Genomic DNA, 14,448 nt, shown 5'->3' on the forward strand with positions numbered 1-14,448 from the left:
AGTATCATCATGCATGAACAAATAGAAACAATAAAAGAAATCGTACTTGGAGTTTGGGCTAAAAAACACTATGTCATCATATCTACTTGGTTGTTATGCCCTATAGGTTGGGTAGGTGTATCTACATTACCAGATCAATACGAAGCTTCAGCTCGCGTATACGTTGATACCCAATCATTACTTAGGCCACTGATGAAAGGCTTGATGGTAGAAACCGACCCAAACACGCAAATCAGATTGATGATCAAAACTCTACTTAGCCGCCCTAACTTAGAGCGTATTACTCGCATGACCGACTTAGATTTAACAGCCAAAGATAGCGAAGAATTTGAAAGGCTGATAATTCGACTCAAAGATAAAATAAAAATTGATAGTGCCGGTAGAGAAAATATATATACCTTATCGATTAGTGAAAATGATCCCCAACTGGCAAAAAATATTGTACAAGCTGCTTTATCGGTTTTCATCGAGAATACTTTGGGTGAAACCCGCAGCGATACTGATACTGCACAGCAATTTTTGCAACAACAAATAAGCGAGTATGAACAACGACTTATTCTTGCTGAAAAGCGTTTAACCGAATTTAAACAAAAATATAGCGGCATAATGCCGGATAATTCAAATGGTTTTTATGCCGCTTTAGATAATGCCAAACGCCTATTAAAAGCGACTAATTTACAGTTACTTGAAACACAAACCAGGTTAAGTTCAGCTAAGTCACAACTCGTTAAAGAGAACAGTCTTAAAAGCCAATTGTCAGACAATGTGATAGAGCAAGATTCAATTACTACAACCTATGATGATTCGATAATTTCATTACAGGCTAATTTAGATAATTTGCTGATCAGTTACACCGAAAAGCACCCAGATGTACGCGAAATGACAAGGCGTTTAACTGAATTAAAGTCATTACGCCGTAAAGAAATTGAAAATTATTATGCAAATACTGATGCTGATACTGAGGGAGGGAGTTCGACTAATAAAAGCCAGGTTTATCAAGCAATGAAAATCCAGGTAAATCAGTTAGAAAGCGAAGTAGCCTCTTTACGTGTTCGTAGCCAAGACTATCAAAATCAAGTGGATGAATTAAATACTAAAATTCATATTTTACCAGAGATAGAAGCTGAACTCGTCGGCTTGAATCGAGACTATGACATTAATAAAAATAAATACGAAGAATTACTCTCTCGAAGAGAAACAGCTTCGCTTGCTAAACAAGCCGATGCAACTTCAGATAAAATTCAATTTAGAGTAATCGACCCGCCAAGAGCACCACTTGAACCAACAGGTCCATATCGAATTCTATTATCTTTAGCAGTCCTGGTTATTGGCATTGGAGCAGGCATTGGTGCAGCCATTTTGATGATTCAATTAAATCCTAAAGTAATTTCAGCAACCCAACTAAATCGCAGCACAAACCTGCCTATTTTTGGCGTAATAGCAGCATCTGAGAACTTACATTTACGAGCCATATATAAAAAACAAACTCGTCGTTTTCATCTATCTAACTTAATGATTTTGCTAATGATGCTTGCTTTTATTGGTTACTTCTTAGCTCCTGAACTTATACAGCCGCAATTAAAAAGGATATTTTAATATGTCGACTATAGAGCAAGCATTAGCTAAAAAACTAGCAAGCAAGAATGACTCTGCAAATGTTCCTGTAGAAGCTGAAGCAACGACCGATACGACTTCTAATATACAAACGACCTCTACCACAATAGAACAAGCATCAGAGCAATCGGGGCTAAATGCTAACAAAAATAACTACATAGAAATCAACCTAAAGCGATTAGCCGATAAAGACTTTATCGTACCTGAAAAAGTTGCAGCTAACCGGATATTAAAAGAGGAATTTCGACAAATAAAAAGGAAATTACTCAATAATGCATTTGGCGCCGTAGCGAAAACGTTAGATCATCCCAACTTAATTATGATCACCAGTGCCAGACCAAATGAAGGGAAAACTTACATTTCAATTAACCTCGCATTAAGTATCGCCTTAGAACAAGATAAAACAGTGCTGTTAGTAGACGCCGATGTATTAAAACCTAGCATGCTTAAAGAGTTTGGGGTGAAGTCCAAACCAGGCTTAATTGAATACCTGCTCGGTGAAAAACCTAATATTTCTGACATTATTTATCATACTAATATTGATAATTTAAAAGTGATCCCGGCAGGTACACCACATCATTTGTCTAATGAGTTATTAGCAAGTGAAAAAATGGCAACTCTCGCGGGAGAGCTTTCAACTCGTTACCCTGATCGGGTAGTTATCTTCGATACACCACCATTACTAGGGGTAACCGAAACACCTGTTTTAGCACGGTTAATGGGACAAGCCTTAATTGCCGTTGAAGAAAATAAAACCTCATTAATTGATGTTAACCAAGCAAACTCTTTATTACATGAAGATTTAGCAAAAGGCTTGATATTAAATAAAGCAATTCATTCTCAAAAGGAAATTTATGGGTATTACGGTTATGGATACGGTAAGCAAAGTACGGACTAAGTTACCAGTATTTATTCTACTATACCTACTCGCTTTTCCTAGTTTTTCAGGCGACTGGCAGGCTACTCCTCGCGTAAATATTGATGAAGTGCTTACTGATAATGTGGAGCTCAATGAGTTTGATAAAAGTAGTAGCGCGGTTACTATTTTTTCACCAGGACTAAATATTAACTATCTAGCAACCGGCGCAGAGCTCGATATAGACTACTCCTTATCACAAGCTTGGTATAGCCATGATCATGACCTTGATGATGATTTTAATACGCTCAAAGCAAACGGAAGATTAAGCCTACCAATTAATGGTTTGTCACTTATTGGCTCAGCCTCAATCACTAACGTTAGCCAAAACACCGCCAGGAACTCTCTAGCCGATATAGTCTCTGGCGATACCGTTGAATACAAGAATTACAGTTTAGGGTTAACATATAATACTCAGTCTTCTAGTTTTAGTATTGATTCCAAAATTAACTTTATCCTAGATGATGCACAGGACGATGTGGGTGAAAGAGATGGTTACAACGCTTCTTTTCTATCTGTCAGTGGCAGTAACTCTCGTTACGTTTTTTGGTATCTCAATGGGGAATATACAGACTATCAAAATGACTCAAGAGACGGATCTTTTTACACTTCTGAAATTAAAGTAGGTTATATAAGTAACCCTAAAATAAATCCTTTTATTCGTGTTTATGATGAAGATGTTAGCGGCAACTTAAATGATAATAAAATTCAAGGCACATCATCTATAGGTGTCGGTGTCAGGTGGTTAGTTGCAGAGCATTTTGTAGTTGATGTTGCTTATAATAAAGTTGATGAAGAGTCCGACTCTATCGGCGAGGTCTCAGATGAGCAAGAAGATTACACCAGCGCAGCAATTGAATGGCAACCTTCAGCTCGAACTAATATTTACGCCAAGTACTATCAACGCTTTTTTGGTGATGCTTATGAATTTAACTACAGTCACCGAACCAGGCGATTAACCACATCAGTAGCTTATAATGAATCGCTTAATTTATTTGATCGCTTAGAATTAGCTCCTACTAATTATCAAGACGTATGGTGTCTTTCAGGCCAACCTCAAAACATTGATAATTGTTTATTTTCTCCGGGGGACGATGTTGACTTAAGTGACTATGATTTTTCAGGAATATATTCAGAGTTAGAGTTACAACAAGCCGAGAGTTTTAGTTTGAATCAAGCATTAACTTTGTCTTCGCAACTCAGCTTAAACCGTATGTCATTGCAATTAAGTTTAGGCAAACGTAAAAGAGAGAACCTTGAATTAGAAGATTACGATAGCTACGACACAGCCAGTTTTTCAATTGTGCGCCAGACATCTCGCAATGCGACCATGACGTTAAAGCTCAGCTTTAATAAAAACAGTTTAAATAACAATAGTCGTTACTCTACTAAGCAAGAAGATTATTACCGAATATATAGCCTGAATTGGCAGCATCAGTTGAACCGAACTTTACAAGTGACCTATTCGGGTCAACACTTAAATAGAGCCTCGAATCATTTTGGTTACTCCTACGAAGAGAATCGTCTTTCATTGCTTTTAGTAAAAGAATTTTAATATGTATGAAGAACATTACCGAATAAACAGCAAACCTTTTCAATTAACTCCTGACCCAAAGTTTTTCTTTGCTTCTGACAAGCACAAACAAGCCTTATCCTATTTAAAATACGGTCTTGATCAAGGGGAAGGTTTTATTGTTATTACTGGCCCTATAGGGACAGGAAAAACCACTTTAGCGCAAAGCTTGCTTGAATATGTAGCCAATACAAATATCGAAGCTATTCAAATAGTTGTACCAAACCTTTCGCCATTAGATTTACTTATTACAATAGCCAAAGAGTTTTCTATCCCGCATCAAAACAAACAAAAATCTGAGCTACTTACCTGCATAGAAGCACGTTTAATAGAGCTTAGCATGCAAAATAAACGCGCCTTACTGTTAGTAGATGAAGCGCAAAATTTACCAAAAGATACCATTGAAGAATTACGTATGTTATCTAATTTTCAAAAAGATAATAAACCACTTTTACAAAGCTTTCTGTTAGGCCAAGAAGAATTAAAAGCCATAATCCAAAGCCCAGATTTAGAGCAATTTAGACAAAGAATAATCGCCTCATGCCATTTAAAGCCATTATCGATTAAAGAAATAGAGCAGTACATTACCCACAGGCTAACATTAGTTAATATGCCAAACCCTAATATTTTTAGCATCGATTGCTATCCTTTAATTGAAAAGATAACGCTTGGCATTCCCAGAAAAATAAATTTATTAGTCGACAGAATACTCTTATCTGGATTCTTAAACGATCAACAGCAGTTTTCATTAACTGATGTGCAGCTAGTTATTGACGAAATGGCTGACGAGTTAAGCAGTCCATTACAGCAAACAGCAAATGAGCCTGAAAGTAATAATGAACAGATTGCTACCCCTGCACCACAGGTAGTAATTCCACAACGAAATAAACTGTTAGAAACTATGCAAACTATGGATGATTTTTTACAAGAAAATATTGAACAAAAAATAAAAATGAATCGCTATCTAGATAAATTAATACAGCAAAAAAATTTAACTTTGGCGCAGTTAGATACACTAGATTTAGCTAATGATACAGATAATGAGTAATCTAGCTTGGGCACATCAACTACAATCAATGCTCATCTAATTCTAGCTTAATATGATGTTTATCAACTAATCCATACAGTGTAGGCCTTGTTACCCCGAGCATCTGCGCAGTTTTACTCATATTACCGTGTGCTAAGGCAAATGCTTGCTCTATTGCCTTTGATTCAGCCCGCTCTCTGACCACCCGTAAATTCAATTCTAAGTCGACTTTATCTTTATCAGCGATAAAGCCTAAATCATCAGCAGTAACTTGGGCACTACTTGCCATAATAGTGGCAGACTTTATCTTATTTTGCAGCTCCCTGATATTACCGGGCCACGAGTGTTTTTTAAGGGCATTGATAGCACAATCACTAAAGCCTTTAACTTTAGCTTTATAGTCTTTGGCATATTGCAATAAAAAATAGCGAGCTAAAATGATCACATCAACATCTCTATCTTTTAACGGGGCTATGGGGATAACAATTTCACTGATACGATAATACAAATCTTCTCTAAATGTTTTATCTGCAACCATTTGCTCTAGATCTTGGTTAGTTGCACAAACAACTCGTACATCAACAGCAATTTCTTGTCGCCCGCCTATCCTTTCAATGACTCTCTCTTGTAAAAAACGCAATAACTTAGCTTGTAAATTAAACGGCATATCACCAATTTCATCAAGAAATAGAGTACCGCCTTGCGCCATTTCAATTTTCCCTTTAGTCGCTTTGTGCGCACCAGTAAATGCGCCTTTTTCAAAGCCAAACAGTTCACTTTCAAGTAAGGTTTCAGGAATAGAAGCACAGTTAATTGCTATAAATGGCTTTTTGGTGCGATTGCTTTGTTGGTGAATTGCATTAGCAATAACTTCTTTACCCGTACCGCTATCACCTAATAATAATGCGGTTATTTCGGTCGGCGCTATACGCTTAACAATATTACGTAATTTGTCCATCACCGCGCTATTACCAATAATTCCAGAGTCGACACCACCAAGCTCTCTTATTTCTCTATTTTCTATTTCAATGGCTGCTAAATTAAACGCCCGAGTAACAATGACATTAATTACATCAGCATCTATCGGTTTTTGATAAAAATCATACGCCCCCATATTAATTGCGTCTAAAGCAACTTGATGGTCATCATTGCCGGTAACAACAATTACTTTGGTAAATGGAGCAAGTGATTGAATTTGCTGTAAGGCCTTCAGCCCTTCACTAGCATTATCGGCATCGGGTGGCAGGCCTAAATCCAGCAAAATAACTTTAGGCTCGTGTAACCTTAGGGCAGTTATTGCTTCATTTCTATCACCGGCAAAAACGACTTCATAATCAGATAAGCTCCATTTAAGTTGTTTTTGAATACCTAAATCATCATCTACTATCAGTAATTTTTCCATTTACTCTACTTCCTTCAATTGCTCATCTGCGATAGGTAATTGCACAGTAAAGGTTGATCCTTTTCCTACCTCACTACTCACTTTAATTACACCATCATGCTCTTCAACAAATTGCTTAGCTTCAAAAACACCGATACCCATTCCAGAATTTCCTTTGGTTGTTCTAAATGGTTGGAATAATTGCGTAGCGATAAATTCTTGATCCATGCCGCAGCCAGTATCTGATATCTCAATAAGTATGTACGCTTCTATTTTAGTAACAACAACAGATACATCACCACCATTGCCACAGGCTTCTTGTGCATTTTCAATTAGATGAATAAGCACATTAGTTAATTGTTCTTTATCAATAGTTAAGAATAGATCATCAGTGCAACTTACGCTTACTTCAGGTGTTTTTTGGTTGCATACAGCAAGTACATTATTGAGTAGCTCGCAAACATTAACCGACTCCACCTTCACTGCTTTTATTTTGGTTGAATGTAATGAAGCATCTTGTTGATCTTTAGCTTTCACTCTCAACTGACTAACCACCTTATCGAGCCGATCTGTGGCAGCAGCAATGGTGCTAAATGCATCGTCAACAAACTCAGGGTTATGTTTGTGTTGCTGTGCATTCTTGCAAAGTAAAACCAGCTGCGACTGAATATTTTTAAGATCATGTAAAACAAATGATGACATTTGATGAAAAGCTAAAAACTGTTGGTTTTGAGCTAATGTTGCTTGCGCCTGATGCAGTGATAGATAACTACCTAATTGCTTCGATACAGCAAATAAATAATCCCGATTCTCCCAATTTAATGTAGGGCTATCTTTAGGTCCTGGCAACACAAAGTAACCCAGTAGTTGTTGCTGATGATAGGTTGGAATAATAACTTCAATATGGTTATCAATTAAATAAGCAGAATCTATATCAAGACCTTGATAAGAACCCGGAGTCGCATGTAATTCTCTCACATCAATAATCCAATGGTTAACTTGGCAATAATTATCAATTAATTTTAATTGCTGTAACACTTCATCGGTAAGATTGAGTTCCCCCTGATGTTTAATTGTTAGAATATTATTTTTGATAGCAACAAAACCACAGTAATTTACTGCAAGGCTATTGGCCATGGCTTTACACGCATTAGCAAATTCATTGGCTGAATTGGCCGATTCAATTTCAGAGATTAATCTTAGCCACTCCACTCTATAGTCGTATCGATTGGCAAAGAAGTGCTTAGTAATAAAGACCTTAATTTTATTTCTAAAGGTTGTGGTAATAAGTAGAGTGAACAAAACTACGCCGCCAAACACCATAAAGAAGATGCTGAACATATCACTCCATTGGCCGCCAATAAAACGAATGACATAACCCGAGAGCGCCAATAACAATAAATAAACACCGCTTAGTACCAGCATACTGCTATAAAAAATAACATCCCGAGAGATAAATAAATCTGGGCTTACATCTTTCAAGCGTTTTGAACTAAGTACAATAAATGGCAAGGCTAATAAAATAATAAAGCCTCGAACATACCAAAAGTCAAAGTCTAAACGGGTAAGTAAGGCACCTTGGGCAAACATGATAAAATCAAAGATAAAAATCATACCTAGCCCTGACAGCAGCGGCCAAATAGCCCATTTGAGTTGCGATTTATGATTTCGATAGAGTTGCTCTAATAAAACTAACGCCCATAAGTTAAGGGCTAATAATGCAATAAATAGTCCAGTGTATTGAGCAAAAAATAGTACCGATGAGACAGTTAAAATCACACATACAAGACAAATAAATAGATATTTTTTGACCTCTGAACTTTTAATTAATTGGCTAAAAGACCCCGCACCGCAGTTAAGGCTAATAAGTAAAGCCGACCAGGAAATAGTTTTAAGAGCTTCAAAGACAATGGATATTTGTAAGGGAAAGGAATAATAAAGCTGAGCAGCGGATATGCTACAGGCAACAAAGGTTATAAAACAAGAAAACACCATTAGCTGACTAGCAAATAGTTTTTGCTTTGCCACTAACAGTAAAAGTAAAAAAAATAGATAAGCTACAGCCGCAATGCCGTAACCAAGCAAACCAAAAGTTTCCATGCTTAAGCCAAGTTATTATTATTAAATCAATCGCTTATTAAGCATAGTAGAAAATATAAACTTTGCGCTTTATACCTCTACATTAATAACAAAATAACTGCCTAATAATACAGCGATTAATCAATATAACGAGTTCATTTGTTGACTCTTGCTTAGCTCAGTATAAAATGGCGTCTTAAACCACCCGTAGCTCAGCTGGATAGAGCGCGCCCCTCCGGATACCGAAACGCTCACACACCCTAATCAACAAAAATACATTTAATCGTGACAAAAACTCATAAACCCCTTTAAAATCAAGCAAGAGCAAACTACACAAAAACTAATTTATGTGACATTAAAGATTATTAGGTTTGCCACTTTTTATAAAGACCCTCCATAAAGCTTGTCACGTTATTTTCACTTTATGTAACCACTAATATTTCAGAATATAGCTTACGATCAATAATTGAATGAATATAGGTGCCGGTTTATACATATTTCAATTATAAAAATTAGCTCGAATTCCAAATTATATCCGGTGAGTCCAAGCGAAAGTAATCCCCATTCATTACGACACAAAGCATTCCAAAGAAAGAAGTTAAATAACGTTACACTTGAATTTCAAAACCTAAATGATAGGTAAGCTTATTACTACTTTATTTTCTAGTAGGCTCATAGTGAGGTTTCGTTAGGATAAGTAGTTATTAGCACCAAATGTTAAAATGCCTTAACTGACTCTAGATATTGATATCGTTTAATGTCTCTAAGAGGAGCCTCCTGCCGCATGCCGTGACTAAAAACATTCGTCATGAACTGGTTTCAGGAGATTGTTAGGAATAATAGTGACAGGCAGAAAAGTCGTCTTACCCTATTTTTGTGAACAATTGTTCAAGGTTCGCTCGTAACTCTATACCTTTGGCCAACGACCTTCATTTAGTTCAAAGGGTTGTGAAACATTCATACCTAGTCTGTCAAATTCATCAATCCAGAAATCTCTAACTTGAACAAATATTTCAGACAATATAATTTCAGAACCATCTTTGAGGTAAATAACTAATTTTTCATCGATTAATTGGGGCTTTGAAAAGTCAATGTTGAAGATGGGTGGTGGCAGGCCATCATCAGGATCGGGTACATTTTTAGATTGCAAACCTGTCGAAACTAGTTTGACCTCTCGTATAGATTCAACAATTTCTTTAGCTCTCTTATTACCGATTTGATAATGTTTAGTTACTAATGCTATTGCTTCGACATATGCAAACGCAGGGCATTTATCCATAATGCTATCGATATAACCTTTTGCTTTTTGGAAACCTAAATTATTGTATTCAGTAACATCATAATCTAGTGCAAAGCCATGCACATATTCAGCCATATGGTACAAACCACTTGCAGCATTAAATGCCGCCCTTCGACTGCCTTGATCTCTTAATAAATCTAATACATTGGGGTTGACTACTTCGTTGAAAAATTCCAGTGGAGGTTTAAAATCTCCTCTGCACAGTAACCCATTTTCGCTTCCTTGTAGAATCTTTTCCGTCATCGTAAATCCAATAAAATACTTGCTAGTTAAAGCTACCATAATAATACTAAAACTACCTAGCATTGCTTGTAACTTGACGTAACACTTTGAATTAGATTAAGTTATGCTTAAAGTGAGGTGTAGCCATTCACAACTGTTAATTACGGTCGCATTCAAGAGTTAATTCTGATGTAACACTTTCACCTTCAGCCGCATCACTAAAATCATGGTAATAAGCTTCACCATTTGGTTTTAATTGAATTTGATGTTTACCATCTTCGCCGAAGTGCCAATAACGTTTTAAACCTTCTTTTCTGTAATATGCGCTCTCATATTCACCATCAAAGTATACTTTTCCCATATATTCGTCTGGGTAGGCATCTAGTCTAACTAGTTCTTTGCTACTTCCGAACATTTCTTTACATGACCATGACAGTTTATTCGGAACTGATTCATTAGTTGTAGCGGCAGCAGTCGAAGTTTTTGTTGTAGCTTTGCAGCCAACAGATAAAAGCACAAAAGCCATTACTGTAATAAATTTCATAATAAACACCATAAAGTTCAATTGTGTTTATTTTATCAACTAAGTTTCACTATTATCGTTATGTTTTTGTTGGTTATTTGTAAAACCGATGTTTGTTTGGCCGAAACAAACAAATGCAGGCAATAAAGCACCTTACCTTGACGTAACGCTTTGATATCGTTAATGTCTGTTAAGAGCGATAACCAGACCCTCATATTTCAACGATTTCAAAACATTTATTATGCTATTAAAAGAATTCGACTTAGATATACCTTCATTAGATAAAGTTGAAAGGTTTGACTTTGCTAACCAGATTAGATGTATATCTTCTCATTATGAAAGGTATTTTCATAAGCGGTTTCATACTCCAAATTTTTGGAAAATATTAGTTGAATGCCATGATGAAGAAAGTGACGAACAAAACACCTACCTAGGCGTTAGAGTTGTAAAAGTAAGGTTTGATTACGAAAAGTACCTTAATAGCTCGGAATCTGAAAGAAAAAAACAAGCATTAGCATCATTGCACTACGGAGCTTTAAAGGTTGCTCAACACTTTGATTTTGATTTGGAACTATTCAATTTTTGTAATGACTCTGTAGTATCAGATGAATATGAAAACCAATGGATATGGAAGAAGCCTAAATCGAATAAACCTAGAACTCATAAAGTTCAAGTTTTATGCCAGCATGAGATGAAATCTTTTGTCGCTGAACTACAAGTATTAAATAAAAGTGGTGATGTTGTTAGCCGAGAAACGGCATTTATTAGTGAGCCAAATGAGTTTGCATTTGCAGCTAACTTTGGTGAACTAAAGTGGCTTTCTGAAAACCAAGCTGCGTTTTATAGTAAAAGTAGAAACTTATTAGCTAGCATATCAATCTAATGCCGAACGGCAGTAAATGGCACATTTGCGTCACACAAGAAAATAACGTAAGTTAAATCAAAAGCCTAACGGCAGTTAAGAGCGAAAAGCGGACTTAGAGGTTTTAATTAAATATCTAAAGATTTCATTATTCCGCATTGTTCAACAGTATTATCAGAGGAGCAAGCTTTCTTCATCAATTGAAGCTCCGACTTTAATGTTTTCAGCTCCTTAATGCGCTTGTTGACTAAATCAAGCTGGTTTACAATTAGATTATTGATTGAAGAGCAGCTTTCTTCTGGCCTGTCCTTAAGGTCAAGCAATGTCTTAATATCTGACAAAGGAATATCAAGGCTTCTGCAGTGTTTAACGAACTCAAGTTCTTTCAACGCTTTATCGTCATATAGCCGAAAATTCCCCTCACTTCGGTTAGGTGATTTAAGTAACCCTTCCTTTTCGTAATATCTAATTGCTTGTATCGAACAGCCAGATACATTGGCTAGTTGACCTATTTTCAAATTTATTCAACCCCTAGCTTGACTCTATAGCAACTATAGGGTCTATGATTAAGCTTTACAAGCTAATAGGAAATTAAAATATGAGTGGCTGTGGTTGCGAAGTCGAATTAAAAGATGCGAAACAAAAGCATGTACTTTATTGGTTACTAGGCATTAATGGCGTTATGTTCTTTGTTGAAATTTCCACAGGTTTATATGCAAATTCAACTGCCTTGATAGCAGACTCATTGGATATGCTCGCTGATGCAATTGTCTACGGTATAGCCTTATATGCCGTAAGTAAAACCTTAAAGCATAAAGCCAATGCAGCTCTTATTAGCGGCTATTTTCAACTAACGCTTGGATTAATGATCATTTTTGACATAGCTCGAAGAATACTTGGCGAAGACGAACCGCACTCTTGGTTTATGATCGGATTTGGCTTTGTAGCATTAATAGCAAACGTTATTTGTTTAACCTTAATTAAAAAGCATAACAATGGTGAAGTGCATATGCGTGCAAGTTGGATATTTTCGGCAAATGATGTAATTGCAAACTTGGGGGTTATTGCTGCTGGTATTTTGGTGATGGCACTTGATTCTCGCTGGCCAGACATTGTAATCGGTAGTGTAATTGCTACCCTAATCTTTAGAGGTGCTTACCTAATTATTATTGATGCGAAGAGGGAGCTTAGCAATATCGAGTCAAAGAGCGAAAGTAGTAGGTGTAGTGGGAATAAATCAAAATCATGTTCTTAATGGAGATAGGCTATGAGTGTTAATTATCTAGTAAAAACAAAAATATTAGATTTTGATAATCACAACATCCAGTCATTGATTACTGAGCGCAATTGGAAAGCATTGGATGATTACAACAAAATTGGTGCCGCTTACACTTTTGTTAAGGACGAGATTAAATTTGGTTATAATCGTAGTGATGATATAACTGCTAGCGAAGTGTTGGCTGATGGCTATGGTCAATGTAATACCAAAGGTAACTTATTGATGGCTCTACTACGGGCACTTAATATTGAATGCAGATTTCATGGTTTTACGATTGACCAGCAGCTTCAAAAAGGCGCAATTCCTTCTTACGTATTTTGGCTAGCGCCTAAATATATTATCCATAGTTGGGTTGAAGTTTTCTTTGATGGTAAGTGGGTTAACTTAGAAGGGTTCATACTCGACGATGCTTACCTAAGTTCAATTCAATCCAAATTTAGTCGTTTTAAAGATAATTTTTGTGGATACGGCATCGCAACAATCTGTCTAGAAAACCCAATGACCGAATGGGTTGGAAAAAGCACTTATATACAAAAGGAAGGGATTCATGATGACTTTGGCTTATACAACTCACCAGATGTGTTTTACAGTGAAAAAGGGACTAATTTGTCAGGAGTAAAGCGCTGGTTATATCAATCAGTGATTCGTCACATTATCAATATGAATGTCAATCGATTGAGAAACACTTGCAACCAAGGTAGTGATAAAAATGCACAGCCACAATCATAGTCACCATACACATGATAAAAATGAGCGCATTGGTTGGACATTTTGTCTAAATGTCACTTTTACCATCATAGAGTTCATTGGCGGTTGGCTTACCAATAGTACAGCTATCATGGCTGATGCTGTTCATGATTTAGGTGATAGTATATCTATTGGTTTGGCTTGGTTATTGAGCCATTTTTCAGATAAACAAGCACCTTCGACGTACAGCTACGGTTATAAACGTTTCTCATTATTTGGTGCCTTGATAAATAGTGTTGTTTTAATTGCAGGCTCTATTTTTATCTTGGTTGAGGCTATCCCTCGCTTATCAAACCCTGAAATGCCGATGGTAGAGGGAATGTTAGGTTTGGCATTACTCGGCGTTACGGTAAATGGTTATGCTGTTTATAAACTCAGGGCAGGAGCTACATTAAATGAAAAGGTTTTAACATGGCACCTATTGGAAGATGTCCTTGGTTGGGTTGCAGTTCTAGTTGTTTCTGTTATCTTGATGTTTGTGGATTGGCCTATTTTAGACCCCTTGTTATCGATAGCCTTCACGCTGTTTATTTTGTTTAATGTAGTCAAAAATTTAAAGTCAACCTTAGCATTATTTCTACAAGCATCACCTGATAAAGAAACACAAAACAAGATAATGGATGCCTTGTTATATAAGCCAGAGGTGAGAGAAGTTCATCACTTGCACTATTGGTCTTTAGACGGGGAAAGTCATGTGTTAACTGCGCACCTTGTCTTGAATGCTCCATACGATGTAGCTAAGTTACAATCACTCAAGCAAGTAATTTCTGAAGACTTAAGAGCTTTTGACTTGTCGCATACCACCATTGAGTTTGAATTTCCCAATGAAGTTTGCAGAGATGATTAACATTTTTACTTAATAACTGGCTTAGATTTGTACTCATAAATTTGTTATATTACATCCGTCTAACGAAGAGAATAGAAA

Annotated in this window: 13 protein-coding genes; 8 read left to right on the forward strand and 5 right to left on the reverse strand. The window is 36.4% G+C overall.

The features are described from left to right. Window positions 1-9: 9 nt before the first annotated feature. The 4 genes from FNN08_RS00765 to FNN08_RS00780 are packed head-to-tail and all read left to right on the forward strand — an operon-like array spanning window position 10 to window position 5,151. Window positions 10-1,596, forward strand: coding sequence for an XrtA system polysaccharide chain length determinant (locus FNN08_RS00765; RefSeq protein WP_143582735.1), 1,587 nt, complete (start codon window positions 10-12; stop codon window positions 1,594-1,596). Window position 1,597: 1 nt separating this feature from the next. Continuing rightward, window positions 1,598-2,512: an XrtA-associated tyrosine autokinase gene (locus tag FNN08_RS00770; RefSeq protein WP_143582736.1), complete on the forward strand. Its 915-nt coding sequence runs from the start codon at window positions 1,598-1,600 to the stop codon at window positions 2,510-2,512. Further along, window positions 2,469-4,085, forward strand: coding sequence for a TIGR03016 family PEP-CTERM system-associated outer membrane protein (locus tag FNN08_RS00775; protein ID WP_143582737.1), 1,617 nt, complete (start codon window positions 2,469-2,471; stop codon window positions 4,083-4,085). The genes FNN08_RS00770 and FNN08_RS00775 overlap by 44 nt, the downstream gene beginning before the upstream one ends. Window position 4,086: 1 nt before the next feature. After that, the gene (locus tag FNN08_RS00780; protein WP_143582738.1) at window positions 4,087-5,151 is read left to right on the forward strand and encodes an ExeA family protein; all 1,065 of its coding nucleotides are present in this window, start codon (window positions 4,087-4,089) and stop codon (window positions 5,149-5,151) included. 25 nt (window positions 5,152-5,176) lie between these two features. Here the strand turns inward: FNN08_RS00780 and prsR are convergent, their stop codons facing one another. From prsR to FNN08_RS00800, 4 genes are all read right to left on the reverse strand, one after another. Further along, window positions 5,177-6,532: a PEP-CTERM-box response regulator transcription factor gene (gene prsR / locus FNN08_RS00785; protein WP_143582739.1), complete on the reverse strand. Its 1,356-nt coding sequence runs from the start codon at window positions 6,530-6,532 to the stop codon at window positions 5,177-5,179. Beyond that, the gene (gene prsK, locus FNN08_RS00790) at window positions 6,533-8,611 is read right to left on the reverse strand and encodes an XrtA/PEP-CTERM system histidine kinase PrsK (RefSeq protein ID WP_143582740.1); all 2,079 of its coding nucleotides are present in this window, start codon (window positions 8,609-8,611) and stop codon (window positions 6,533-6,535) included. Between the two features lie 886 nt (window positions 8,612-9,497). After that, a complete protein-coding gene (locus FNN08_RS00795) occupies window positions 9,498-10,172 on the reverse strand; it encodes a hypothetical protein (RefSeq protein WP_143582741.1) in 675 nt (224 codons plus the stop codon). A 97-nt stretch (window positions 10,173-10,269) separates the two neighbouring features. Then, entirely contained in the window at window positions 10,270-10,656 is a 387-nt protein-coding gene (locus tag FNN08_RS00800; RefSeq protein ID WP_143582742.1) for a hypothetical protein, read from the reverse strand. Window positions 10,657-10,876: 220 nt separating this feature from the next. On the opposite strand from FNN08_RS00800, the gene FNN08_RS00805 reads away from it, so the two are divergent. Continuing rightward, the gene (locus FNN08_RS00805) at window positions 10,877-11,518 is read left to right on the forward strand and encodes a hypothetical protein (protein ID WP_143582743.1); all 642 of its coding nucleotides are present in this window, start codon (window positions 10,877-10,879) and stop codon (window positions 11,516-11,518) included. Between the two features lie 107 nt (window positions 11,519-11,625). On the opposite strand, the gene FNN08_RS00810 is transcribed toward FNN08_RS00805, so the two are convergent. Next, a complete protein-coding gene (locus FNN08_RS00810) occupies window positions 11,626-12,015 on the reverse strand; it encodes a Cd(II)/Pb(II)-responsive transcriptional regulator (protein ID WP_143582744.1) in 390 nt (129 codons plus the stop codon). A gap of 80 nt (window positions 12,016-12,095) precedes the next feature. Between FNN08_RS00810 and FNN08_RS00815 the strand changes: the two genes are divergently transcribed. Genes FNN08_RS00815 through FNN08_RS00825 form a run of 3 tightly spaced genes read left to right on the forward strand, consistent with a single transcriptional unit; the run spans window position 12,096 to window position 14,370 of the window. Next, window positions 12,096-12,752, forward strand: a complete 657-nt coding sequence (locus tag FNN08_RS00815) for a cation transporter (RefSeq protein WP_143582745.1) — start codon at window positions 12,096-12,098, stop codon at window positions 12,750-12,752. Window positions 12,753-12,764: 12 nt separating this feature from the next. Next, entirely contained in the window at window positions 12,765-13,505 is a 741-nt protein-coding gene (locus FNN08_RS00820; protein WP_143582746.1) for a transglutaminase-like domain-containing protein, read from the forward strand. Next, window positions 13,486-14,370: a cation diffusion facilitator family transporter gene (locus FNN08_RS00825; RefSeq protein ID WP_143582747.1), complete on the forward strand. Its 885-nt coding sequence runs from the start codon at window positions 13,486-13,488 to the stop codon at window positions 14,368-14,370. The genes FNN08_RS00820 and FNN08_RS00825 overlap by 20 nt, the downstream gene beginning before the upstream one ends. The last annotated feature ends 78 nt before the right edge of the window (window positions 14,371-14,448 follow it).

Source organism: Thalassomonas sp. M1454, from assembly GCF_007097525.1.
Classification (GTDB): domain Bacteria; phylum Pseudomonadota; class Gammaproteobacteria; order Enterobacterales; family Alteromonadaceae; genus Thalassotalea_A.